The 24,395-nt window shown below is 45.4% G+C and carries 26 protein-coding genes; all 26 read right to left on the minus strand.

Going from position 1 to position 24,395, the window contains the following annotated elements; translation table 11 throughout:
* Positions 1-464, minus strand: a 464-nt coding sequence (locus A3738_RS31125; RefSeq protein WP_197473858.1) for a hypothetical protein, incomplete at its 3' end; no start/stop codon positions are given.
* A gap of 27 nt (positions 465-491) precedes the next feature.
* Complete coding sequence (locus A3738_RS13725; protein ID WP_068476200.1) at positions 492-797, minus strand: hypothetical protein; 306 nt, start codon at positions 795-797, stop codon at positions 492-494.
* Between the two features lie 12 nt (positions 798-809).
* Complete coding sequence (locus A3738_RS13730) at positions 810-1,592, minus strand: ParA family protein (RefSeq protein ID WP_068480065.1); 783 nt, start codon at positions 1,590-1,592, stop codon at positions 810-812.
* A gap of 175 nt (positions 1,593-1,767) precedes the next feature.
* Entirely contained in the window at positions 1,768-2,553 is a 786-nt protein-coding gene (motD, locus tag A3738_RS13735) for a flagellar motor protein MotD (RefSeq protein ID WP_068480062.1), read from the minus strand.
* Between the two features lie 9 nt (positions 2,554-2,562).
* A complete protein-coding gene (locus tag A3738_RS13740) occupies positions 2,563-3,321 on the minus strand; it encodes a flagellar motor protein (protein WP_068480060.1) in 759 nt (252 codons plus the stop codon).
* Complete coding sequence (locus A3738_RS13745; protein WP_068480057.1) at positions 3,321-4,445, minus strand: chemotaxis response regulator protein-glutamate methylesterase; 1,125 nt, start codon at positions 4,443-4,445, stop codon at positions 3,321-3,323. The genes A3738_RS13740 and A3738_RS13745 overlap by 1 nt, the downstream gene beginning before the upstream one ends.
* A 25-nt stretch (positions 4,446-4,470) precedes the next feature.
* Entirely contained in the window at positions 4,471-6,846 is a 2,376-nt protein-coding gene (locus A3738_RS13750) for a chemotaxis protein CheA (RefSeq protein WP_068480054.1), read from the minus strand.
* A gap of 23 nt (positions 6,847-6,869) precedes the next feature.
* Positions 6,870-7,664, minus strand: coding sequence for a protein phosphatase CheZ (locus A3738_RS13755; RefSeq protein ID WP_068480164.1), 795 nt, complete (start codon positions 7,662-7,664; stop codon positions 6,870-6,872).
* A gap of 7 nt (positions 7,665-7,671) precedes the next feature.
* Positions 7,672-8,058 (minus strand): chemotaxis response regulator CheY, encoded by a 387-nt coding sequence (gene cheY / locus A3738_RS13760; RefSeq protein ID WP_068480161.1) that lies wholly within the window; start codon positions 8,056-8,058, stop codon positions 7,672-7,674.
* Positions 8,059-8,191: 133 nt separating this feature from the next.
* A complete protein-coding gene (locus A3738_RS13765) occupies positions 8,192-8,911 on the minus strand; it encodes an RNA polymerase sigma factor FliA (protein ID WP_068480049.1) in 720 nt (239 codons plus the stop codon).
* Positions 8,912-8,982: 71 nt separating this feature from the next.
* Complete coding sequence (locus tag A3738_RS13770) at positions 8,983-9,795, minus strand: MinD/ParA family protein (protein WP_068478671.1); 813 nt, start codon at positions 9,793-9,795, stop codon at positions 8,983-8,985.
* A 120-nt stretch (positions 9,796-9,915) separates the two neighbouring features.
* Positions 9,916-11,259, minus strand: a complete 1,344-nt coding sequence (gene flhF / locus A3738_RS13775) for a flagellar biosynthesis protein FlhF (RefSeq protein WP_068502096.1) — start codon at positions 11,257-11,259, stop codon at positions 9,916-9,918.
* A gap of 47 nt (positions 11,260-11,306) precedes the next feature.
* Positions 11,307-13,484 (minus strand): flagellar biosynthesis protein FlhA, encoded by a 2,178-nt coding sequence (flhA, locus tag A3738_RS13780; RefSeq protein ID WP_068480043.1) that lies wholly within the window; start codon positions 13,482-13,484, stop codon positions 11,307-11,309.
* Between the two features lie 127 nt (positions 13,485-13,611).
* On the minus strand, positions 13,612-14,748 hold the full coding sequence (flhB, locus tag A3738_RS13785) for a flagellar biosynthesis protein FlhB (protein WP_068480040.1): 1,137 nt from the start codon (positions 14,746-14,748) through the stop codon (positions 13,612-13,614).
* Complete coding sequence (gene fliR, locus A3738_RS13790) at positions 14,749-15,537, minus strand: flagellar biosynthetic protein FliR (RefSeq protein WP_068480037.1); 789 nt, start codon at positions 15,535-15,537, stop codon at positions 14,749-14,751. It abuts the gene before it with no gap.
* Positions 15,538-15,539: 2 nt separating this feature from the next.
* The gene (gene fliQ / locus A3738_RS13795) at positions 15,540-15,809 is read right to left on the minus strand and encodes a flagellar biosynthesis protein FliQ (protein WP_068480035.1); all 270 of its coding nucleotides are present in this window, start codon (positions 15,807-15,809) and stop codon (positions 15,540-15,542) included.
* A 24-nt stretch (positions 15,810-15,833) separates the two neighbouring features.
* The gene (fliP, locus tag A3738_RS13800; RefSeq protein WP_068480033.1) at positions 15,834-16,571 is read right to left on the minus strand and encodes a flagellar type III secretion system pore protein FliP; all 738 of its coding nucleotides are present in this window, start codon (positions 16,569-16,571) and stop codon (positions 15,834-15,836) included.
* The gene (gene fliO, locus A3738_RS13805; RefSeq protein WP_068480031.1) at positions 16,572-17,171 is read right to left on the minus strand and encodes a flagellar biosynthetic protein FliO; all 600 of its coding nucleotides are present in this window, start codon (positions 17,169-17,171) and stop codon (positions 16,572-16,574) included.
* 37 nt (positions 17,172-17,208) lie between these two features.
* A complete protein-coding gene (gene fliN, locus A3738_RS13810) occupies positions 17,209-17,709 on the minus strand; it encodes a flagellar motor switch protein FliN (protein ID WP_068480029.1) in 501 nt (166 codons plus the stop codon).
* On the minus strand, positions 17,702-18,700 hold the full coding sequence (gene fliM / locus A3738_RS13815) for a flagellar motor switch protein FliM (protein ID WP_068480027.1): 999 nt from the start codon (positions 18,698-18,700) through the stop codon (positions 17,702-17,704). The genes fliN and fliM overlap by 8 nt, the downstream gene beginning before the upstream one ends.
* Positions 18,701-18,719: 19 nt before the next feature.
* On the minus strand, positions 18,720-19,223 hold the full coding sequence (locus A3738_RS13820) for a flagellar basal body-associated FliL family protein (protein WP_068499680.1): 504 nt from the start codon (positions 19,221-19,223) through the stop codon (positions 18,720-18,722).
* 222 nt (positions 19,224-19,445) lie between these two features.
* On the minus strand, positions 19,446-21,329 hold the full coding sequence (locus tag A3738_RS13825; protein ID WP_068480020.1) for a flagellar hook-length control protein FliK: 1,884 nt from the start codon (positions 21,327-21,329) through the stop codon (positions 19,446-19,448).
* A gap of 91 nt (positions 21,330-21,420) precedes the next feature.
* Complete coding sequence (locus A3738_RS13830; protein ID WP_068473743.1) at positions 21,421-21,726, minus strand: STAS domain-containing protein; 306 nt, start codon at positions 21,724-21,726, stop codon at positions 21,421-21,423.
* Positions 21,727-21,817: 91 nt separating this feature from the next.
* Positions 21,818-22,867: a chemotaxis response regulator protein-glutamate methylesterase gene (locus tag A3738_RS13835; RefSeq protein ID WP_068480018.1), complete on the minus strand. Its 1,050-nt coding sequence runs from the start codon at positions 22,865-22,867 to the stop codon at positions 21,818-21,820.
* A 25-nt stretch (positions 22,868-22,892) separates the two neighbouring features.
* Positions 22,893-23,534, minus strand: a complete 642-nt coding sequence (gene cheD / locus A3738_RS13840; protein ID WP_068480016.1) for a chemoreceptor glutamine deamidase CheD — start codon at positions 23,532-23,534, stop codon at positions 22,893-22,895.
* A gap of 2 nt (positions 23,535-23,536) precedes the next feature.
* Positions 23,537-24,337: a protein-glutamate O-methyltransferase CheR gene (locus A3738_RS13845; protein ID WP_068480157.1), complete on the minus strand. Its 801-nt coding sequence runs from the start codon at positions 24,335-24,337 to the stop codon at positions 23,537-23,539.
* Positions 24,338-24,395 lie beyond the last annotated feature (58 nt).

A 24,395-nucleotide genomic window follows, 5' to 3' on the forward strand; every position in this document is an offset into this window, starting at 1 on the left:
TCTGGCTCTGGCTCTGGCTCTGGCTCTGGCTCTGGCTCTGGCTCTGGCTCTGGCTCTGGCTCTGGCTCTGGCTCTGGCTCTGGCTCTGGCAAATCATTATAAGTTGCCGTATCACTTAATACCTCAACGACAGGCTCTGTTTTTTGTTCGCTAGAATCACTATCTTCTTGTTCTAGCGCCTTTAGCTTAGGCATAAGGCCGCCAATCACACCACTAGTAATCGTATTAACCTCAGGCTCCACAAACAATTGTGTTGCTTTAGGTACGGTCGATCGCTTACTGGTTTTTAATTGAGGATTTAGATCTGCGGATCTCGGAGCTTGGCTTGAGTTCGAATATGCTTTCTGGATTGATTTAACTGGCGTTGTGTCGTCGCCAGAGGAGCTAAACATCTCACTAAAGTAGTCCTGCAATAGATCATCATTCTTACTATGAGCAGCAGGTTTATCGTTGTTGTGAGACACAGTACAGCTCGACCTATTCTCGGTGGATTAACGACAGTACTTAATGCGCGGCAGCATCAGTTTTGCTACGGAAAGCACGTTCAATTGAAGCTTAGTGTTGCGTTCAAGACGAAACGAAATCATCATCGTTGTTAGAAAAATCAGCATTGCTTCATACTCAGATGTATCTTTCTTACCGTTCAATACAGCATCGACATCAATGGTCGATTGCAATTCAAATCGATTTCGAAATAACTGAAGAGGCTTAGGCGCGGTAAATAGAACATCTAAGTAATCTTCAATAATTTGATCGTTATAAGAGGGGTACTGCACATCATATACTTGCTGTGTCATCACCCTTTCCTTTTATATTCCGTTGGGTGTTTTCTCTAACAAAGTTTCAAGTAGTTTTTTGTATGCGCGCACACCGTGTGTCACGGCGTCTAAATCTGAGGGCACCACACCCTTGGTACTCGCATCTCTGAACTTCGTATCGACCGGGATCGCAAATTTCCAAACGTTATCACCCCATGTCTGTTTAATTGTTCGAAGACTTTGTAATGAGGCCTGTGTCCGTCTATCAAACATAGTCGGCAAAATAAGATGTTGCAGATTACTTTTTTGCGAGCGTATGACCATCGATAAAGTATGCATCATTCGCTCAAGCCCTTTGATAGCCAAAAACTCTGTCTGCACCGGGACAATTAACTGCTGGCTGGCTGCTAAAGAGTTGATCATAAGCACGCCGAGTGACGGAGAATTATCTAACAATACAAAATCATACTGATCCCATAACAGCGCTAGCGTCTTTGATATGATCAGGCCCATTCCATCGACACCCACCATACGTCTTTCAAGCGTCGCTAATGCTGTGGATGCAGGCATTAGATCTAGACCTGGGCAAGACGTTGCCGTAATGAGTTGTTCAGGCAAACCATCTGGCACTCTACCCTTGTGCATAAACAGGTCAAAAGTACTCTGCTCTATGGTGTCTGGATCATGACCAAAATAGCTGGTCAATGATCCATGCGGATCTAGATCCATTACAAGAACGCGTTTACCTTGCGATGCAAGGAGCCCCCCGAGGGATACAACCGTAGTGGTTTTACCAACCCCACCTTTTTGGTTTGCTATTGCCCAAATACGCACGTTCTTCCGACTCCTGAATTATATTTTTTGTACTGCAAAATCAATGAATTAGATATTAACACCACGCATCCATTGCTAAAACCCAGCGGCAAATATCTACGTCAACAATCTGACACACAACGCAATATTGCACATCTCATGCCAAACACGCTTGACGAAAATGAAACGAGATAAGTTAGCGAATAAGCGTACTGCGGACGTCGCCCGAACGGGAGACTAATAGAACAATTCGTCGGTTATCACTCCGACCTTCAGGAGTGTCATTACGAACAATAGGTGAATACTGACCAAACCCCATAGCCACCATGCGCGATTCTTCAATATTTTCGATCGCTAGAAGCTGTAAAAAAGTCGTCGCCCTTAATGCAGAGAGCTCCCAATTATTCTGAAATTCACTATTTGAGACGCGCCGGTTATCAGTATGCCCCTCGATCAGAATGCCGTTTCCGCGATCACGCAATACACCCGCAATCTTTTTGATAACACCAAAAGCTTGCTCTGAAGGGATCACATCGCCACTTTCAAAAACGACGTTATCGCGTAGCGTTATCTCTACCCACTCATCAAGCAAAGTAACCGAAATCTTGTCTTCGTATATTAAGTCAGCAAAGCTATCTTCAAATTCGCCCGCTATCGACTCTAGTTGTTCATCATCAATATTGTCTTTGTTCGATTCGTAACGTTCATGACGACCTACCAGTAGAGGGTTCAGACCTTCGCTTTTGCTAAAACTTTCTGACTTATGGCTAATCTCACCAATTTGAATTGGTTCTAGACTTTTCTGACGGGTGTTGAAGACGCCCTCTAGCGTTTCTGATAGGACCTTATACTTCCCCTCATTAACCGAGGAGATCGAATACATCACAACGAAGAATGCGAACAAAAGCGTTATAAAATCTGCGTAGGATACTAACCAACGATCATGATTTTCATCTGCGGTAGTACGACGTTGTCGACGCATAGTCGTCCCCTAGACCTTGGCATGTTCGAGGTGTAAATACCCCTTAAGCTTCAGTTCCAAAGAACGAGGATTTTCACCTTCAGCGATCGATACCAATCCATCAATCACCATTTCGTAATAGCGAGTTTGATGCTCTACCTTATGACGTATTTTGTTCGCAATCGGAAGAAATACTAAGTTAGCTAAACCCACTCCGTATATTGTTGCGACGAAGGCAGTCGCGATGCCGGCGCCCAATTGGCTTGGATCGGCAAGATTACTCATCACGTGAATCAGACCAAGCACAGCACCAATGATACCGATGGTCGGCGAGTATCCAGCCATCGAGTCATAGACTTTAGCCAAGTCTAAGTCCCGCTGCTCACGCGCAAGCATATCGACTTCTAGCACGCTTTGAATCGACTCAGGCTCAGCGCCATCAACAAGGAGCTGAAGACCTTTTTTGCAGAAAGACTCGCGTTCTTTTGGGAGAACCGACTCCAAACCCAGCAAACCATCTTTGCGCGCACGAACACTCCACGACAGCAATTTATTAATACCGTCGTCAATTGATACATGAGGAGGAAAAAACACCCACTGTAAAGCCGAAGCGCTGCGCTTCAAGGTATGTGTAGGAGTTTGGACGAGAATAGCGGCAAGCGTGCCACCGATAACGATTAAAGCCGCTGGACCATTAATCAGAGAGTCGAACGTGCCGCCTTCAATTGCGTTACCGCCAAAGATCGCAACAAAAGCTAGTAATAGCCCTACGACACTCAGGTAATCCATTAGCTTAACCTATTTATTATTTGCTCACCGATTTCGTTAATATCAAGCGACCGATCACTGTAACCAGCTTTATCAACCACCATCGGCATTCCGTATACAACGCAAGAGTCTTCTGTTTGAGTCCATACAGTCGAGCCGCCAGACTTCATTAGTCGACACCCTTCTTTACCGTCTGAACCCATGCCTGTCAGAACAATCCCTAAAGCTTTACCAGGAAATGTCTTCGCCACTGAACCAAAGCTCAAATCAACTGATGGTTTGTACGTCAGCCTCTCATCGCCATCAAGCACAGATATAACCTTACGACCTGCTCTTTGACCAACAATCATTTGCTTGCCCCCTGGCGCCAAATAAGCTGTACCCGCTTCTAGAGTATCGCCATCCACAGCTTGCTTTACTTTCACTTGGCTTAATCCATCCAAGCGCTCAGCAAAAGCAGGGGTAAATGTTGCCGGCATATGCTGAACAAGCAAAATAGGTACCGGAAAATTTTGAGGTAATTTAGTGACCACTTTTTGCAAAGCGACCGGACCACCGGTAGATGTACCGATAGCCACAACATCAACACTATGGCCTCTCCTAGAAGAGCCCGCAGCGTTAGAGTTAATGGATGTTGTAGGCGAAGTTGGCTCACTCGTTAAAGGACGACGCGTTGCCGCTTCGCTCCCTTTAGTCTCAGTAGTGCCTGACGTATTTGCAGAACGAAAACTACTCGCTTTGAATCGGTGACGGCCGGCGATTGAAAGAACGCGTTTACGAAGAATATCTTGCATCTTCGTGGCATCACGCGCGATATCTTCAAAGTTCTTAGGAAGAAAATCTACTGCCCCTGCGTCTAATGCATCAAGGGTTACTCTCGCCCCTTCGTGCGTCAGCGATGAAAACATTAGAATCGAGGTCGGTTGTTCGGACATAATCTGACGAACTGCTGAGATGCCATCCATAATAGGCATTTCATAATCCATCGTAATTACATCTGGTTTTAATTCGACATTTTTCTCGACGGCTTCTTTACCGTTTGTTGCCATACCAACGATTTCAATGCCGTTTACATTTCGCAGAATCTCGTTCAATCGTTTTCTAAAAAAAGCTGAATCATCAACTATCAGAACTTTTACTGTCATCCCTTACAAACCCTGCAAAACAACATTACGCGTAACGCGTTAATAAACTTGGAATATCTAGAATGAGGGCAATACGGCCATCACCTGTTATGGTTGCGCCCGCCATACCTGGCGTGCCATGCAACATGCCACCTAGCGGTTTAATTACGACCTCTTCCTGCCCAACTAATTGATCAACGATAAACCCAACCTTTTGAGTACCCACTGCAACAATCACAACGTGTGCGAATTCTGGATCTGTGGCACCACCATTTTTAACGAGCCATCGCTTGATATAAAACAGTGGGTAAACATTGTCACGGACAACAATACATTCTTGACCATCGACAACATTTGTCTTCGTTAAATCTAAGTGGAAAATTTCGACAACGCTTACGAGAGGGAATGCGAAAGACTGTTGCTCTAGCTTCACCATCAATGTCGGCATGATAGCTAGGGTCAACGGCACTTTGATCGTTAAACAGCTACCTTTACCAAGCTCTGAATCAATATTGACGCTGCCGTTGAGCTGCGTGATCTTTGTCTTCACGACATCCATACCGACACCGCGGCCTGACACATCAGAGATCTCTTCTTTCGTTGAGAAACCAGGTGCAAAAATCAGGTTGTAACACTCGTTGTCACTCAAGCGATCTGCGGCGTCCTGATCATAGACACCCTTTTCAACGGCCTTTCTTCGTAATACTTCGGGATCCATACCTGCGCCGTCATCACGGATGGATAGCAGAATATGGTCACCTTCTTGTTCGGCCGACAACAACACTTCACCAACAGGAGGCTTACCGTTTGCTTCACGCACATCAGGCATTTCGATGCCATGATCAACCGCATTTCGAACCAAGTGAACGAGAGGATCTGAGAGAGCCTCAACTAAGTTCTTATCTAAATCAGTTTCTTCACCTTGTAAAACAAGGTTTACTTCTTTTCTTAGGTTTCTCGCTAGGTCACGTACAACACGAGGAAAACGTCCAAAAACCTTCTTAATTGGCTGCATTCGCGTTTTCATAACGGCAGACTGTAAGTCCCCCGTTACAACGTCAAGATTCGACACCGCCTTCTGCAAGGCTTCGTCAGTACTGTCATCCCCTAAACGTTTTAAACGATTACGGACCAATACCAGCTCGCCAACCATATTCATAATTTCGTCGAGTCTCTTCGTATCAACACGAACGGTCGTCTCGGTCGTCAAGCCATCTGCCCGCGCATTAGCCTTGGGTTTTGCCGCAGGCTTACTGGCAGAAGGACTGCTTGCTACTTTGGGTTTCGCAATACGGCTTGTCTTAGCAGTAGAGGCTGACTGTCTAACTTCCTTATCTTCCGGTGTTGAAACAGAAGACGGACTCGGAGGCGGCGTTGTCTGAGACTTATTCGCTTGAGGCGCTTCACTTGCAGGCCCTTTACCTTGGCCATGCAAATCATCAAGTAATTTTTCAAACTCGTCATCAGTAATCATGTCCGAATTTGATGATATAGAAGCCTCAAATTCTTTGGTCTCAGGTTTTTCAGGTTCAGCACTCGCTGCGGGAGTATCAGAAGCTGCTGAGCTCGCAGGATCAAACTTCCCTTCGCCATGAAGCTCATCAAGAAGTTTTTCGAATTCGTCATCGGTGATTTCATCAGAAGCACTAGCATCTGATGCCGTATTTGCTTTTGGCTCTGAAGGAATCGGAGACTTACTTGGCGCATCCGCGACTTTATGCTCTTGCAGCTCACCTATGAGGCTTTCAAATTCTTCATCAGAAATATCAGACTCACCTGCTGGAGACGCATCTTGTGATGGAGCAGCATCATTTGTTGAGGCGGGTGTCTCTTGAGCTGGAGCTGAAGTTGGGCCATCAAGCGCATCCAACAACATCTCAAATTCATCGTCTGTAATGTCGCCCTCAGCTGAAGCGATCTGGTCAACGATTTTTGCTCCTTCTTCAGCTGTTTGCTGATCTGTTGAAGGAGTTTGTGGAGCTGGCTCATTCGGAGCAGCTTCAGGTACTTCCTCTGCCACCGGCTCCGCGCCTTGTTCACATGCAAAGCGCTCTAAATCTTTTAATAGCGAAGGTTCTGCAGGACTCGGTTGTTCGCCAGAACGAACCTCATCAAACATGACATTAACGGAATCAAGTGCACGAAGCACCACATCCATCAATTCGGCGTCTACGGTTCTCTTACCGTTACGCAAGACATCAAACACATTTTCAGCAATATGACAGCAATCGACCAAGGCCTCTAACTGAAGAAACCCTGCCCCACCTTTAACGGTATGAAAGCCACGGAATATTGCATTGAGAAGATCTAGGTCTTCAGGGTTTTGTTCTAGTTCAACGAGCTGTTCAGATAACTGCTCAAGAATCTCACCAGACTCAACAAGAAAGTCCTGCAAGATCTCTTCATCTGGCTCAAAGCTCATTCACTAACCCCTTTGTACTCTTCCTAAAACCCTAAGCTTGATAAAAGGTCATCCACATCGTCTTGACCATTTACAACATCTTCGCGTTCTTCTTTTTTCATCTGTGGACCTTCGCCATCCATATTGGTTTCGATGGACTCAAGGTCGTGCACAGTACCTGTAATTTGGTCGACCTTTCCGGCCATCCTTACAAGGTTAACGAGATTTTCTTCAACATCTTTAACTAAATTTGTTACACGATTGATAACTTGACCCGTTAAGTCCTGAAAATCCTGTGCAAGCAATATAGATGATAAATTTTGATATACCTTATCTGAGTCATTACCAAGTTGAGTCAAGAAGGTATCCATGCGCCCCGTTAGGTCTCTAAATTCACTAGGGCTCATTTCCTTACGGCGCAACTTTTGCCATTCTTGCTTAAGTTGATCAGCCTCATCTTTCATATGCGATGCATAAGGCATTGTTTCTTCAACAAGGTCTAAGGTTTTGTTGGCAGCGCTATTCGTCATATCAACGACGTAGGCTAGTCGGTCAGATGCATCATCAATTTTCGATAAAGCTTCTCGGCTTTGTACATCACCGCAATCAATCTGAAAGTCGCGAATCGATTCATAGAGACTGCGAGTCAATCGACCTACTTCGACATAAAGTGTTTTATCACGAGTTTGATTAATCTCAGAGATGAGACTAAGCGCGGAAGACAAGTCGCCCTGATCAACGAGATCTTTTAGCTGACTTGTTTGTTCTTTAAGCAGTTGTTCAAAGCCTTCTACACCTTCAATGCTTTGCGCTGCTTGAGACGGAGTTAGTTCGTTCATAACAGTACTAGGCATCAATTCGTTCGAAGATTTTCTCGATTTTTTCTTTCAAGACGGCTGCTGTAAATGGCTTAACCACATACCCATTTACACCTGCTTGTGCCGCTGCAACGATCTGATCTCGTTTTGCTTCAGCAGTAACCATCAACACAGGTAAAGACTTTAAGTCATCATCTGCACGAACGGTCTTAAGCAAGTCAATACCAGTCATTCCTGGCATGTTCCAATCCGTCACGAGGAAGTCATACTTACCGGTTTTCAGCATCGGCAATGCAGTATTGCCGTCATCAGCCTCATCGGTATTTGTGAACCCTAAATCGCGAAGTAGGTTTTTAATAATGCGCCTCATTGTCGAAAAATCATCAACAACAAGGATTTTCATATCTTTATTCAAGTCGACCTCCATTCCTGTCGAAACCTTTGATAGCGTTTCAAACCCTAATATGAAGTCTAGACAGAGAAATGAGTCTAGCCAGTTTTTTTTATTGGAAAATCAAGAACTTTGATTAGTTATGGATAGTCGTAAATTACGAATCAATCCACTCATACATTCTTGACTTTAAACGGATAGCTGCCTGTGAGTGAATTTGACTAACACGAGACTCACTCACATCAAGAATTAAGCCTATTTCTTTTAGATTCATCTCTTCTTCATAGTAAAGAGAAAGCACTAAATTTTCGCGTTCCGGCAAACGCTCTATCTCAGATGCCAGGGCTTTTTTAAACTGCTGCTCACTAAAGAAATCACTCGGTCGATCAGCAGTCGAGCCACTCTCGACTTCAAAGCCTTGGCCTTCAGAGTTTTCAGCCAGTTCCTCGAGTGAAAAAAGCTTACCGGCATTACTATCTTTCAGGCACGCAAAATATTCATCGAGAGACATTTCAAGCTCTGCGGCAATTTGCTCGTCACTCGCATCTTGCCCAGTTCTAGCCTCAATCGCTTTTACTGCTTCCGCGATGCGGCGCGCGTTGCGATGTACGGAACGAGGCACCCAATCGCCCTTACGGACTTCATCCATCATCGCGCCGCGAATTCGGATTCCGGCATAAGTCTCAAACGACGCACCACGATCACTTTCGTATTTTTGCGCAGCCTCTAGCAGGCCAATCATGCCGGCCTGAATCAAATCATCGACTTGAACACTTGATGGAAGGCGAGCCATTAGATGATGTGCAATACGCTTTACTAAGGGCGCATGCTTCACGATCAACTCATCTGCGTACTGTGTTTCTTTTTCGCTATACATCAACAAAACAGTATGGCCCTGCCGTAAAAGTACTGCATGGGGAATAAATCATTACGAGGCTACAGCCAATCCTAGGCTTGTACTAAGCGCTCAACAAAAAACTCCAAATGTCCTCTTGGAGTGCTTGGTAATGGCCACGAATCAGCCTTTTGAGCGAGCTGCTTGAATGCTATAGATGCTTTAGCGCGGGGGTAAGCTTCTAATACAGGGCGCTGACGCTGGACAGCTTTGCGTACGTTTTCATCGTAAGGAACAGAACCTACATATTGGAGTGCAACATCAAGAAAACGTTCCGTCACAGAGGTAAGCTTTGAAAAGAGATGGCGCCCCTCTTCTGGGCTGCGAACCATATTTGCAAGGACACGAAAACGGTACATGTCGTAGTCGCGATTAAGCAGCTTTATTAATGCATAGGCATCGGTAATAGACGTTGGCTCATCGGTCACAACCAGTAACACTTCTTGGGCTGCACGAACAAACGATACAACACCATCTGATATACCCGCTGCGGTATCCACAATCAGAACGTCAAGATCTTGTGATAATTCACTGAAGGCGTTGATTAAACCGGCGTGCTCTAGATGGTTAAGCGCAACCATCTTTTGCGTTCCGGATGCAGCCGGCACGATCTTTATTCCTTTGGGGCCTTCTACAAGAATATCGCGCAGACTTAAATCACCTGATATAACGTCTGAGATATTTCCCTTTGCGGTAATTCCCAAGAGCACGTCGATATTTGCCAAACCTAAATCCGCATCGAGCAATGTCACTCTGCGACCTAGATCCGCTAAGGCTAAAGAAAGGTTGATCGATACATTACTTTTACCGACCCCACCCTTACCGCCAGTGACCGCTATAACTTGAACAGGGCTAGAATTCGCCATGCTGATGAATATCCTTTTGTTTTACTTCTTCTTCGCTTCGAGACAAGACAAACCTTAAAAGCGACTACCAACAACCAAAATAGGTGATTGGTGAAATTTGTCTAGTTGACGCCAGTGATATTAAGCAAAATTGCTAACTGATTCGTCTACATGCTGCTGCGCATTCGCGTGGCTCGGAATTGTCACCCATCGCTCGGAACTATTCAATAATTCCTCCGCTTTATTGAGCAGACTTTGACGCTCCGCCAAATGAATATCTTCTGGCACTCTCTGGCCATCTGTTACATACGCGCAGGAAAGTTTACTCGCTATAAGGTAACTTAATGCTTCCCCAAAGCTTACAGCTTCGTCAAGTTTGGTAATAATTGTTCCCGCTAGCCCGACCATCTTGTAATGCTTATAGTTAGCCTTCATCACAGCATACTGACCCGTTGCCGGCATCACTAAGTAGTTTTGAATGCGATGCGCAGACATTTTCAATTCTTTAAGCTGCTCATTCCACGAACGATCAGACTGCATCAAACCAGCCGTATCCACCAATACAAGCTTGCGATCAGAGCACTTGTCTAGAATCGCATCTAAGCAATTATCCTCGTCAACAACATGCACTGGAACATTCAGAATTCTTCCAAACACTTTTAGCTGCTCGTGTGCGGCGATTCGGTAACGATCTGTTGTCACCAAAGCAATACCATCTGCCCCATGACGCATAACATAACGCGCAGCCAACTTACCAATCGTCATTGTTTTGCCACTTCCGGTCGGGCCAACAAGTGAAATCACGCCACCCATGTCGATGATTTCGCTATATTCTGTCTGAATCGCACCATGAATTTGTTTACGCACCTTTGCCCAAGCAGTATCAGAATCGCCTTCACTTGCAACGCTATCTAGCAATTGCTTTCGAATAGGCTGCTGAATCGCTAGACGCTCTAAGCGCTCATCTACGATCGATTGGCTTGGCGTCACAACAGCTTGAGGCATTGGTTCAATAGATTGTTGCGAAGTCGACTGTTTCGCCTGAGCAGAAATCATTTCGCGTAGTTCACGAAGCTCTTCCTGCATCACGTAAATCGCATCATCTTGCTTGCTCGAACGCTCATCATGATTGACTGCAGGAGTCGCCTGAATCTTATTCGTTTGACCAAACTGCTCTGTTTTAATGACGTTCTGTTCTTGCTTCACGCTCTCGATGCGGCGACGACTTCTATCCATTTCCGCCTGCAATTCGAGACTGCGCTCAGCGCGTTGTTTTGCGAGCTCGGACGCGCTCACTTTAGTTTCATTATTAGATACCTGAGCAACACCCTGCTCTGGCTGATCTTCATATTCGGCAGTTGCCAATATCTCGACACCACCATTTGTTTTTGAGTTTGAAAGAATCACCGCATCAGGGCCTAAATCTTCGCGTATCTGACGCAAAGCATCTTGCATTGAATGGGAGAAATAACGCTTAACTTTCATAACTCTTCACCTAAAGGCTTTTTTGACGACAACTTCCTGTAGTCAAATTATTGACCGACCGTCGACACTATATTTATTTGCTTGTTATCCGGAATCTCTTGATATGAGAGCACCCGAATACCGTCATTTACAAAGCGTGAGAACTTAGCCATCGCTGGGCGGACTGGCGCGGAAACTAACAGTATTACGGGGTTTCCAAGCATTTCTTGTCGCTGCGTTACATCTGCTAGTGAACGCTGCAAGTTCTCCACAATACCGGGCTCCAAGACCATTCCGAGATCATCGGCACCGCCGGTTTTCTGTGCTTGCTGTACAGACTTAAGCAATAGCTGTTCCAATTCAGGCTCGAGTGTAATAACAGGAATTTCCGCCTCACCTTCAATCAGGGTTTGTACGATCATCCGCTTCAAACCTTGCCGACAAGCTTCGGTCAACACTTCTGGCTCTGCGCCTTTAGGTGCGCGACTAATCAAAGCCTCAGCAATAGAACGCATGTCTTTGATTGGCACATCTTCTTGCAATAGATTCTGAAGTACTTTTAATAGAAAGGAGACACTTAAAGTGGTTGGCACTAATTCTTCAGCAAGTTTTGGCGCCTGCTTCGTCAACTGATCAATCCATTGCTGAACCTCTTCGTGACCCAATAGCTCATAAGCATGTTTTTGAAGAAGTTGGTTAAGATGCGTTGCGACAACAGTGCTTGCGTCCACAACGGTATAACCCAAGGCTTGAGCTTGATCTTTGTTCTCTGGATCGATCCAAACGGCTTCCATGCCAAAAGCAGGATCGACACCCGCAATTCCATCAATACTACCAAATACTTGCCCAGGATTAATCGCCAGCTCTCGATCGGGATGAATCTCTGCTTCGGCCAAGGTCACCCCCATCAAGGTGAGACGATAGACATTAGGCATGAGGTCAAGATTGTCGCGGATGTGCACTGATGGCATCAAGAATCCAAGCTCCTGTGAGAGCTTCTTGCGCACACCTTTTATACGACCCAAGAGCTGACCGCCCTGACCTTTATCAACCAAGGGTATTAATCGATAACCTACCTCTAGACCAATAATATCTACGGTCATCACATCATCCCAACCCAACTCTTTCTGGGACGATTCTTGTTGACCTTCTTGCCCCGCTGGAAGCTCTAGAGTTGAAGAGTCAGGTTGCACCTGCGCACTACCAACATTGGCTTGCGAGCCACGTTGAGGGACCGGCCCATCATAAGGTTCTACCTGCGGCTTTTTATTCTGGCGATCACGATACCAAGCCCCCGCGCCGACAAGAATACCAAGCGACAAAAACGCAAAATGCGGCATGCCAGGTACGATGCCCATCACGATTAGAATACCAGAGGCGATATACAAAGCCTTAGGCGACAAAAACATTTGATCAAGCACTTGTGATGACATGTCTTGTGTCGTACTAACACGCGTCACCATAATTGCCGCAGCGGTAGAAAGAAGTAACGATGGAATCTGTGCGACCAAGCCATCACCAATCGTAAGAAGCGAGTACTTTTGCATCGCATCATTGAACTCTAGTTGGTGCTGCAAAATGCCGATACTCAAACCGCCAATAATATTAATGGCTAAGATCAACAAACCCGCAATGGCATCACCACGTACGAACTTTGATGCACCATCCATCGCCCCATAAAAATCTGCTTCCGTGGCAACTTCTTCCCGACGCGACTTCGCCTCTTCTTGATTGATAATTCCTGCGTTAAGGTCTGCATCAATTGCCATTTGTTTGCCTGGCATCGCATCGAGTGTAAATCGAGCACTTACTTCAGATACACGCCCAGCACCCTTGGTCACGACCACAAAGTTGATGATCATTAAGATTGCGAATACAACTAGACCAACGGCGTAGTTGCCGCCAATAACCACTTCACCAAAGGCTTGAATTACTTTACCGGCTGCGTCCCCGCCCTCATGGCCTTCTAGGAGAACAACACGCGTTGACGCAACGTTTAATGCCAAACGTAGTAAGGTCGCAACCAACAAAACCGTAGGAAATATCGCAAACTCCATGGGGCGGAGCGCATAAACACAGACAAGAAGAACAACCAACGACAAGGCAATATTGAAGGTGAATAACAAGTCCAACAGGAAAGGAGGTACAGGCAAGGTCATCATGCCAAGCACCGCTATCAGCAATAGCGGAATGGCCATGTGGCTTTGAATAAATTTAAGCTGATTTAAGCCAAGACTTGTTTGCATAACACCTAATCAATCTTGTGATGATAACTACGAATGACGATTTTTCGTCACAACTATCGCTAGCTACAGTGTTTTGCAAAAATCGACCCAAGTTTTAACCCCGATCGATATTTTTTATAACATGCTGCTAATCGTGCTGTAGATCATCCGGAATTGGGATGTCAGGCATACTTGGGCGAGGTCTTGCACGTCTTCGGAATTGTTGTAACTGGAAGACATACGCAAGCACCTGAGCAACGGCCACATATAGACCCGAAGGCACCTCTTCCCCAACTTTTGAATTGTAATAAATCGAACGAGCAAGAGGCGGCGCAGCCACTAACTCAATATTATGCTCTCTACCGATTTCTCGGATTTTCATAGCAACCTCATCCACCCCCATCGCAAGCACGATTGGGGCATCGTCTTGATCAGGCTTGTAACGCAGGGCGACTGAGTAATGTTCGGGGTTGGTAATAATGACGTCGGCTTGAGGAACGTCTTGCATCATGCGCCGCTGAGAAATTTCACGCTGGAGCTGACGAACACGGCCCTTAACTTCAGGTTTACCCTCAGTGTCTTTGAATTCGTCTTTGACTTCTTGTTTGGTCATTTTCAGATTCTTATTGTGATCGTACATCTGAAAAGGAACATCAACAGCTGCAATAATAATCATCGTGCAAGACAGAAAAAAGAAACTCCAACCCAAAATATCGGCAGCATGAGCCATGGCCGTGACGGTCGCCTGATTGGCAATACCTAACAACTCTTCGGTATGAATTTGAAGTAAAACAACCGCGAAAAATAAGACAATCCCGACCTTGGCAATCGCCTTGGCAAGCTCTACGAGAGATTTGAGCGAAAACATCCTCTTCAAACCTTTCAAGGGATTCATACGGCTAAATTTAGGCGCGACAGCTTTGGGCGCTATCAGCCAACCACCAAGCACAATAGAGCCGGCAATTGCTGCAATAAAGAGCATTACCATTAAAGGCATCGTGACGAGCATGGCTTCGCCCGCAGCGTCCAGCAAATAAAGGCCCATTTGGTGAGAATCAAAAACAACTTCGCGTGGCAACACAAAGCTATGCTTCATGATCTCAACCATCGTTTCGCCAATTTGCGCGCCAAAGATCAGAAGCCCGCCCGTACCTACAATCAAAAGCAAGGCCGTGTTCAGTTCTTTTGAGCGCGCAACCTGCCCCTCCTCCTTGGCTTTTTCTATTCGCCTGGGGGTGGGTTCTTCGGTTTTTTCCTGACTGCTATCGTTACCTTCTTCTGCCATCTAAAAGCCCTGCATATCACGCAAAAATAAGAAGGTGTCGGTACTGAAATTATCAAACTGGGGCAATAAGCCTGAAATGCTCACCCAGACAATAAATAAACCGAACAACATACCGATTGGAAAACCCAAAGAAAAAACGTTCATCTGCGGCGCGGCACGCGTCATGATGCCGAACGACAAATTTATGATCAGCACCGCCGTAATGGCAGGCAACGCAATCACTAGCGCAGATGCAAACAACCAATTTATGCGCATCAGGAATCCCCAGAGATCCTCTCGCGACACGCTATTTGGGCCGATAATTTGGTCTGAAATAGGCCACGCCTGAAAACTTTGAACTGCCACTTCGATCATAACGAGGTGGCCATTCATCGAAAGAAAGATAAGCGTCACGCAAACTAAAAATATCTGAGATAGGATTGGGACATTTACCCCATTACTCGGATCGATCATCGACGCAAAACCTAGGCCCATCTGCATGGCGATCATCTGACCTGCAGCAACAAACAGCTGCATCAAAAACACAAACATTAAGCCCATTAAGGTACCGATAAAAATTTGCTGCAAGGTCACATACATCGCAGTAAAAGATAAGGGCTCAATTTCAGGAACAGGTGGAAGCAAAGGAGCAACAAGCAACGTTACGACGAATGCTAAACCAACACGAACGCGCATCGGAACTAACTGCGTGCCGATGACCGGAATCACCATAAAGAAACTCGCAATTCTGAACAGCGGCCATAACCATGCAGCCACCCAAGCCCCTATTTGCGCATCTGTAAAAACCATTGCTAGCCTATCAGCACTGGAATGTTGTGAATGAGACGCTCTGAGAAATCGATGATCTTTTGCATCATGAATGGACCTGCGGCAATGAGTACCACCAGCGTGACCAATAAACGAGGCAAAAAGCTAAGTGTTTGTTCGTTAATTTGCGTAGCAGCCTGAAATACACTCACCATTAAACCGACAAGCAAACCTGGCGTTAGAATAAGAGCGACAAGCAATACGATCAGATAAATCGCGTCACTCACTAAATCGATAGCAACATCAGGTGTCATACGCCCTCCCCTCAAGTAGCTTCGTCATATTCCAAAACTCGCGGCTAAGGTGCCCATAATCAATGCCCAGCCGTCAATTAAAACGAAGAACATAATTTTAAAAGGTAGAGAAATAATAATTGGAGATAGCATCATCATACCCATCGCCATTAAGACGCTCGCTACAACCATATCAATCACCAAAAATGGCAGGAACAATATAAACCCGATTTGAAATGCTGTTTTCAATTCACTAGTGACGAATGCAGGCATCAACACCCAAAACGATACCTCTTCAGGACTAGCCGCTTGTTTGCCAGATATGCGCATGAACAGCGCCAAGTCATCTTCTCGCGTTTGAGCCATCATAAACTCCCTGAAAGGAACACTGGCCTTTTCTACTGCTTCAAGTGGTGCTAGCTCCTCAGCCATATACGGTTGGATAGCTTCTGCATTCACTCTTTCAAGCACTGGCGTCATGATGAAGATTGTAAGGAATAAGGTCAGACCAAGAATAATTTGATTCGACGGTGTCTGCTGAAGACCAAGTGCTTGTCGCAAAATAGCAAACACCACAATGATCCGCGTAAACGATGTCATCATCATTAACATCGCAGGCAAAAAAGTTAGCGCTGTCATCAGCGCCAGAATTTGCAGCGTTACAGAATAAGACTGAGACCCGTCTTCATTCGTTATCAACTGCAATGCTGGAATACCAGAGTCGGCTGCGAAACCAAAAGAAGGCACAAGCAACGCTAAGATCGAGAATAAAACAGCCTTCACTTATTCACTCCCTTTTGAACTTTGCTTGCTAATAATAGATTGGAGTTTTTCGGAAAACTCACTCGGTTTCGCCGATACCGAGGGCTTAATTGGCGCTTCATCGAAATGATGCAGCAAGGAAATCTGCTGCGAAGTCACGCCGATCAAGAATTGCTCACCACGAACATCTAGCACTGCAACACGCTCCCGCGTTCCAATCGCCATGGCAGAAACAACTTTTAAATCGTTCGATCCCATACCGGTTAAACCTGTAAAACGCTTGACGATAAAGGCGATCAATAAGATACAGGCAACCATACCTAGCAGCGTGAGCATCACAAAAGGCCAATTGGATGCTTCAGAAACAGTGACTTTTGGAGAAGAAAGAAGGCCGTCAGAATCAAGTATGTTTTGAGAAGCCGACGACTGATTAGAATCCGAACCCTCAGATTCTATTGTTGTCGCTAGGCTTTTTTCAGCAGCCTCCTGCTCCGACAAATCTGAGCGTTCAACTGACTCTACGGTTTGAGTATTACTATTTTGTTCTGAAGTGATCGTTTTCTGCGTCGCAAGCGCATTGAAGCTCAGCAAAGTAATCATTAGAAGGATCAACAGACGCACAATTTACCTCACTTACGCCAAATCCAGCGCTGCCTAGTTAGCCTAGGCGACGAATGCGTTCTGATGGACTTACAACGTCCGTCAAACGAATACCGAACTTATCGTTCACCATAACCACTTCGCCATGGGCAATTAGCGTACCGTTAACCAGTACATCTAATGGCTCGCCTGCCAATCGATCCAATTCAACAACAGAGCCCTGATTCAGCTGTAATAAATTACGAATAGGGATTGACGTATTCCCAACTTCCATCGAGATGGTCACCGGAATATCTAAAATCACGTCCAGATCGGGAGTTTCAGAACCAGTACCCAGACCTGCACTAGCTTGATGAGCTGTGCCAGAGAAACTTTCCAAGGGCGCTGCCTGAATATCATTCTCTTCGCCACCTAAGGCTTCAGCCTCGGCCATCGCCGCGGCCCATTCATCCTCAGCGTCACCACCAGCATCGCCAGACTCTTCCATCGCCGCTTCCCATTCAGATGCTAACTTCTCGTCTTCACTTTGACCGTCGTTTTGGGTTTCGTTATCACTCATCTTCGTCTACCAAGCTGGTTGAAGCGGTTGTTGGCCGCTCTATTTTGTCCTTAATCATCAATGCCAGTGATCCATTTTTCTGGCCTAACTGAGCATAAAACATAGGTATTTTGTTTGCCGATACCATGGCATATTCAGGTAAATCTACGGAAATAATGTCGCCTTCTTTTAAATTCGACACGTCACGTAAACTAATTTGGTTTTCTAGTAGGGTTGCGTTAATCGGCACGTTTGCGCTGAGTAAATCTTCACGCATCGTGTTCACCCAACGTTCATCAATTTCATCAACGTCGCTTTGCACACCGGCATCAAGCAGCTCGCGCATAGGCTCAATCATCGAGTAAGGCAGCGCCAAATGCAGATCACCGCCACCGCCATCTAATTCAATATGGAATGTACTGATTACAACCACCTCACTTGGGCTGACTATATTCGCCATTGAGGGGTTCACTTCAGAATTCACATACTCAAAATCAACTTTAAAAATCGCATTCCAAGCCTCTTTCATATCGATAAAGACTTGTTCCAATACCATTTGGACAACACGATTTTCTGTTGGAGTAAACTCGCGCCCTTCGATTTTAGCGTGTCGCCCGTCTCCCCCAAAGAAGTTGTCAACGAGCTTGAAGACTAACTTCGCATCAAGAATAAATAGCCCTGAGCCACGCAAGGGGCGCATTTTGACGATATTTAAACTTGTTGGAACGTAGAGCGTATGAATATATTCGCCAAACTTCATAATCTGAACGCCACCTGTGGAAACGTCAGCATTACGTCGCAATAAGTTAAACAAGCTAATTCTGGTATATCGTGCAAAACGCTCATTGATCATTTCAAGCGTTGGCATTCGCCCACGAACAATACGGTCTTGGCTAGCTAGATCATAGGAACGGACGCCGTCTTCAGAATGATCCTCTTCGGTGTCTATATCTCCATCATCTACGCCATGAAGTAGCGCATCGATTTCGTCTTGTGAGAGTAAGTCTTGCACGAAAGCTAATAACCTTTTCTTACTGCATTACGAAGTTTGTAAAATACACAGCCTCAATAAGAGGCTCACCTTCGGCTTCAAGAACAGCATTGATTGAAGTAAGCGTTTCAGCAATCAGCGCTTCCTTTCCTTCAATTGTTTGAGCCATTTTGAAATCCGCTCCGCCATATAAGGCGTTTAACTTCGAACGTATCGACGGCATGTGATAATCGACTGCATCTAAAGCAGCTTGATCACGCCCCATAACGTTTAAGCTTACCTGCATATAACGTTGGCGACCGTCTACCATCAACGTCGCAAGTACAGGTGGTTTTAAATCCATATAAATAGCAGGCTGAATCTCTGGCGTCGTGTCGTCACTCGCTTCAGATTCTCCGCCTGCCATCAAGAAATACGTCACACCGCCAGCGATTACCAACAAAAGTACGACTAAGCCAATGATAACAAACAGTTTTTTCTTTGATCCCGTTGCTTCCTGCTCAGCACCCTGCTCTTCATTTTCTGGCTTTTCTTTATCTGCCACGTCAAAATCTCGTCAATTATGTATTGATTAATTAGGCGTTGTAGTTATTCAGCAATCTATATGCCAATCACTACAACAGAATTGTCGTAAGTGAGTTATGCGCCTCACTTACGGAACCGAGCAGATTCTAGCTGATTCGCTTTCTATTTATTGCTTTGTTAAGCAAGAGTAATGCGAAAAGAAGGAGCGCACGAACGCGTGCCCCTATGTTGACTTAATGTATTAGGCGTAAGCGTCGACCAAACTATCGCTCAAACTGACGTTTTGATTTGGATTATCCGAGACAACACTTTGATGATTTTGCGGTGTACTCGTACCAGCACTATACGCCACAGATTGATCTTCTTGACCACCTTGCTCAGGCGACGACTCTTGGCCAGAGCTTTGACCTAACGATTGCTCGCCTGCGTCAGCAAGTTCCTCAGAGCTGCCATTCAGCATTTCTTTTAGCTTGTGAATATTAGCCTCAAGTAATTCGCGCACACCTTGGTTCTGAGCATTGATGTTTATAGAACTTTGCTCAGCGCCGATCTGAATTTTTATATCAATCGGTCCCATATCAGCAGGATTCAAATGCAATTCGGCCTGTTGAATATTACGAGCACTCATCCACATCAACTTTTGATTTAACTGATTTGACCAGTCGGGGTCATCAACAGCTAATGGCAATGAACTAACATAAGCTTTACCCGCTTGTGACTCCGGCACTCTGCTATCTGAAACGAGGCGTTGATTCGTCAAACCCTCAAATTTGCTCAGACCTAAGTCAGGCGCATCGTCAACATTCTGGATACCACCAGAACTTAGCTCGAACTGCAGCTTCGCTCTAAAATCACTTTCGGAAACAAGCGTACTACTTTCAGGTTGCAGCAAAGTACTCGTGATGTTTGCCGCGTTAGCATTATACGGAGAGTTGCTGGTCAGACCTGCAGAGGTATTTGCGTTTTGCGAAGCAGCTGCTTGAACTTGTGCTTGAGCTAAACCTTCAACCCGCATAATGGATGCAGCGTTCGACAATGCTGGCCCTGCAGCGCTTACCTGCGCCATCATAGTATTACCAACCTTCATTGCACCTACGACATGAGATGCACCATCAGCAGCATTCGGACTTGTATCGGTGCGTATAACCGAAGTCATACTATTCAACACTGTCTCACTAACGGCCGAATTTACTTGCCCGTCCTTAGCAGATACTTCAAAACCATTCTCAAGGGACTGAGGAGACTGGGCAATCGGATTTAGCGCGGAAGAATCCACTGGCTTACCGTTAATCGAGACAGTAAGCTCTCCGCTAACAATAGGATGTGCAAAATTCATTTGGCCATTCTGCGAACTAGATACAGCAGCAGAAGCCGCCACGCCATCTTTACCCAAACTTAAGCCCTCATTTGAAATGATCGCAGAACGTTGAAATGAATTCCCTAAGTTAGTTTGCGAATCGCTACTAGCCGCGCCATCAACACCAACTAATGGTGCAGAAGATCCCGCGATCGCGCTTTGGCCATGGGGCCTCAAAGCCTGGCCATTCGAATTGTTAACACTCGCTTGCTGAGAACTCGTTGATTGCCCAAACTCAGACCTGAGATCTGACGCTGTGTTTGCTAACGAGGATGCACTGCCATTCTTACCCACCTGATTAACAGCGCTAAATACTGCGCCTTTGACAGTTTGGAGCTCTGTATCTGGTGTAATAGTTACATTCTGGCCCAACTGAAAGTTCAATACTGATGAATTAATCCCACTATCACCTTGCCCTGATACGAATGCGGCCGTGGAATCGAATTCATCTGTACTGGCTGAATTAGTTAATCCATTCCATTCGGGCTGATCGGCTTGCGGCAATTCTCCGTCTTTTGGCGGTAACGGATTGCCACTTTCATCGTGAGCTTGAGGACTTGCCGAATGCGATATTGAATTAGACAAGGCTGTTTGATCGCCGGAATGTGCGCCTAAGGGTTCTGATTTTTCTACCTTAGTTTGAGCTTTATTAAAAACCTTACCGAAGGCCTCAGACGAGCCATTCTGGGCTTTAACCGTCGCTGCTCCCGTCTCAATTAACTCTGAGTTCGGTGCACCGGACACTGGAAGTAATGACAATTGCTGCATAATTTTTAACGAACAACGTTATTTAATAATTAATTATGCAATCAACGATACAAAGATCATGCCGACAAGTGTTTATCGGCGCATAGATATATTAAGTGATAGAAAACAGCTGCTCAAAATTGGAAATTTTAAGGATTTTTTTTACATCATCATTGCAATGATTTATTGCGATTTTCGCATCCGCACCACCAGCATGATCACGAAGTAGCAACAACATTCCTAAGGCCGAACTATCTATATAAGAGGTTTCGCTGAGATCAATTTCGTAAGATGAAATTTGTGTTTCAGCGCTCTCATATGCGTCTCTAAAAGCTGCGTGATGACTGAAATCAAATCTGCCATCTATTGCGATTTTTAAGGTTTGGTCACTACCTTGGTAGCTCACATTCACCGACATACTGCCCTCGTTTTTTCAGTGTTGGTATTACCGCACATAGCGTAGTAAAGATTGCGAAACTCGCGTAATTAATTTGAGAACTAATGAGCAATTATGTAATTTTGCATGCATTAAGTAATGCCGGCCCAATCCGCTGTATGGGCAGCACTTCTACTGCAGCATTCAGTTTAACTGCTGCGCCGGGCATTCCCCACACCACGCTACTTGCCTCATCTTGTGCAATTGTATGCCCTTTTGCTTGTCGCATTCTTAACATTCCGGTGGCTCCATCAGCCCCCATTCCCGTCAACATTGCGCCAACACAGTACTTACCAAGTTCGGCCGTTGCTGAATCAAATAAGACTTCAACCGATGGAATATGTCCGTTTACTTTTTCACCATCTAAGAGCGCTGTAACAAGCTTTTTATCGCGTTTAGCTAAGCGCAGATGACGGTCACCCGGTGCTAAATAAGCACACCCCGCTTTAAGCGGCATATCTGCTTTCGCCTCACAAACTTCAATGGGCATCGTATCGTTTAATCGACTAGCAAAGGTGCCACTAAAGGCTGCTGGGATATGTTGCGCCATAAGAATCGGAGGGCAGTTTTTAGGCATGTACCGAAGAATTTCTTTCAAGGCTTCAGTGCCGCCCGTCGAGCTTCCGATACAAATCACCTTGCCTACTTTATATCGATCTTCTTTAGTTGAAGTCTCGGTGGGAGTGCTTGCTTTAGTCGTGACACTTTCACGCGCGAGCATATTAGCTCTAGCCGCATTGCGAACCTTATCTTGAATGACACCTGCGTATTGGACTAGATCTCCCCAGCCTCCACCTTTGGGCTTACAAACGTAGTCAACTGCTCCAATTTCTAGCGCATCGAGCGTAACGGGAGCTCCTTTTGCCGTTAAGGTAGATATCATTACAACTGGCATCGGACGCAAGCGCATCAAATTCTTGAGAAACGAAATCCCATCCATCTTCGGCATTTCAACATCAAGAGTGATTACATCGGGGTTTAACGCTTTAATCTTCTCTCGCGCGTCAAATGGATCGCTCGCGACCCCGACTACCTGCAAGTCGGGAGCTTGACTGATAATCTCGGTCAGTACTTGGCGTATGAGCTCCGAGTCATCAACGATTAATACTTTATATGGATTCACTGCCAGCCTCTCAAATCGACTTCAGTTAAAATAATTCGACATCGCCTGTATCTGCAGATTTGTTTAAATTACTACGATAATCGCGTTCACGTTGTGCAATCGTGTCGTTTGCCACACTAATTAAACGCTTCATTTTTACGGCGCCAGTATCAGGGAAATACAACACTTTTCTTGGGTGGGCGCCCCCAACATCCATTGCTGAAATACTTAAGCCTTCGCGTGCGAGATACGATCGAACGAAGTCAACATTGCGCGTTCCTATCTCTGTCGTATTGCTCAACACATTACCGCCACCGAACACCTTTACTTCGAGGTTCTTGCGGGTTCCGCCCATTTTCAAAATTTCATTGATGAGATACTCCATCGCCCAATTTCCGTAACGGGACGCCAAAGCAAGATCTCCGCCCCAATTATCGGTAGAGTGCTCAACTTCTTGGGGCAACATAAAATGATTCATGCCTCCAACACCTAATTGCCGATCCCGGATACAAGCAGCAATACAAGAACCTAAGACTGTCGCGATAATTTCACCGCAACGACTTACATAAAATTCGCCGGGTAAAATTTTCGCTGCATGCATATTCATACGGCGATCCCAGTACCGATTAATATGCTCAAAACCTGGTTCTGCAGGAGGCAATGTGCCTGGTAGTTGATGCGCTTCCATCGCTATGATTTCACTCTGTAAATAGTCTTTCCCAGGGATTCAAACCGGACGCCTACGCCATGCATATTTTCAGAATGCCCTATAAACAAATAACCACCGGGGTTTAATGCATCTGCATAGCGATTCAATAAACGCTCCTGCGTCTCCTCATTAAAATAAATCATGACATTGCGACAGAAGATGAAGTCAAAGCGTCCTTTCATCGGCCACGATTCCAATAAATTCAGACGTTTAAAGCGAATCAGCGATTGCAGCGAAGATTGAACTTTTATGATATCTATATGATTTCTATCAAACAAAAACCATTTCTTTTTTCGGCTCTTACTTAGACCTTCAATCCGCTCAATGTCATAGATTCCCTGCGAAGCTTTTTGCAAAACATTTGAATCTAGATCTGTCGCTAAGACTTTCACGTCCCAATTTTTGATAGGTAAATATTCGTTCAAGGTTAACGAGATCGAATAAGGCTCCTCTCCCGAGGAACAGCCAGCCGACCACGCTCTTATCTTGCCTTTACCGCTAGCGTGAAGCTGAGGTAAAACCGTATTCGCCAAATACTCGAAGTGATGCTCTTCTCTAAAAAATGAAGTGAGATTGGTTGTGATTGCGTTGATAAATAAACTGACTTCTGGATGCTTTGGATTGCGAATAATTTCGCAATACTCTCCAAACTCACTTAGGTTAAGTTCCCGCATCCGACGAGCGAGACGGCCATAAACCATGTCTTGTTTATGGTCACCCAGAACGATACCTGTATAAGAATAAGCAAGTTTACTGATCTCAGAAAAATCTTTCTCTGACATGAAGAATTCGCGATCAATCTTTTTCGCGTTGGCTCCCACGTGCTCTCGTCCCTTTGAA

This window comes from Oleiphilus sp. HI0066 (assembly GCF_001635725.1).

Bases quoted from the DNA above. Each gene is read 5' to 3' on its own strand.
- A3738_RS13845 (WP_068480157.1), bottom strand. From the start codon at position 24,337: ATGTCAGAGAAAGATTTTTCTGAGATCAGTAAACTTGCTTATTCTTAT.
- fliQ (WP_068480035.1), bottom strand. From the start codon at position 15,809: ATGACACCTGATGTTGCTATCGATTTAGTGAGTGACGCGATTTATCTG.
- A3738_RS13750 (WP_068480054.1), bottom strand. From the start codon at position 6,846: ATGAGCTTTGAGCCAGATGAAGAGATCTTGCAGGACTTTCTTGTTGAG.
- A3738_RS13825 (WP_068480020.1), bottom strand. From the start codon at position 21,329: ATGCAGCAATTGTCATTACTTCCAGTGTCCGGTGCACCGAACTCAGAG.
- A3738_RS13770 (WP_068478671.1), bottom strand. From the start codon at position 9,795: ATGGCGAATTCTAGCCCTGTTCAAGTTATAGCGGTCACTGGCGGTAAG.
- cheD (WP_068480016.1), bottom strand. From the start codon at position 23,534: ATGGAAGCGCATCAACTACCAGGCACATTGCCTCCTGCAGAACCAGGT.
- flhF (WP_068502096.1), bottom strand. From the start codon at position 11,259: ATGAAAGTTAAGCGTTATTTCTCCCATTCAATGCAAGATGCTTTGCGT.
- fliR (WP_068480037.1), bottom strand. From the start codon at position 15,537: ATGGTTTTTACAGATGCGCAAATAGGGGCTTGGGTGGCTGCATGGTTA.
- A3738_RS13745 (WP_068480057.1), bottom strand. From the start codon at position 4,445: ATGACAGTAAAAGTTCTGATAGTTGATGATTCAGCTTTTTTTAGAAAA.
- A3738_RS13740 (WP_068480060.1), bottom strand. From the start codon at position 3,321: ATGGATTACCTGAGTGTCGTAGGGCTATTACTAGCTTTTGTTGCGATC.
- flhB (WP_068480040.1), bottom strand. From the start codon at position 14,748: ATGGCAGAAGAAGGTAACGATAGCAGTCAGGAAAAAACCGAAGAACCC.
- A3738_RS13755 (WP_068480164.1), bottom strand. From the start codon at position 7,664: ATGAACGAACTAACTCCGTCTCAAGCAGCGCAAAGCATTGAAGGTGTA.
- motD (WP_068480062.1), bottom strand. From the start codon at position 2,553: ATGCGTCGACAACGTCGTACTACCGCAGATGAAAATCATGATCGTTGG.
- flhA (WP_068480043.1), bottom strand. From the start codon at position 13,484: ATGCAAACAAGTCTTGGCTTAAATCAGCTTAAATTTATTCAAAGCCAC.
- A3738_RS13725 (WP_068476200.1), bottom strand. From the start codon at position 797: ATGACACAGCAAGTATATGATGTGCAGTACCCCTCTTATAACGATCAA.
- A3738_RS13765 (WP_068480049.1), bottom strand. From the start codon at position 8,911: ATGTATAGCGAAAAAGAAACACAGTACGCAGATGAGTTGATCGTGAAG.
- fliN (WP_068480029.1), bottom strand. From the start codon at position 17,709: ATGAGTGATAACGAAACCCAAAACGACGGTCAAAGTGAAGACGAGAAG.
- A3738_RS13830 (WP_068473743.1), bottom strand. From the start codon at position 21,726: ATGTCGGTGAATGTGAGCTACCAAGGTAGTGACCAAACCTTAAAAATC.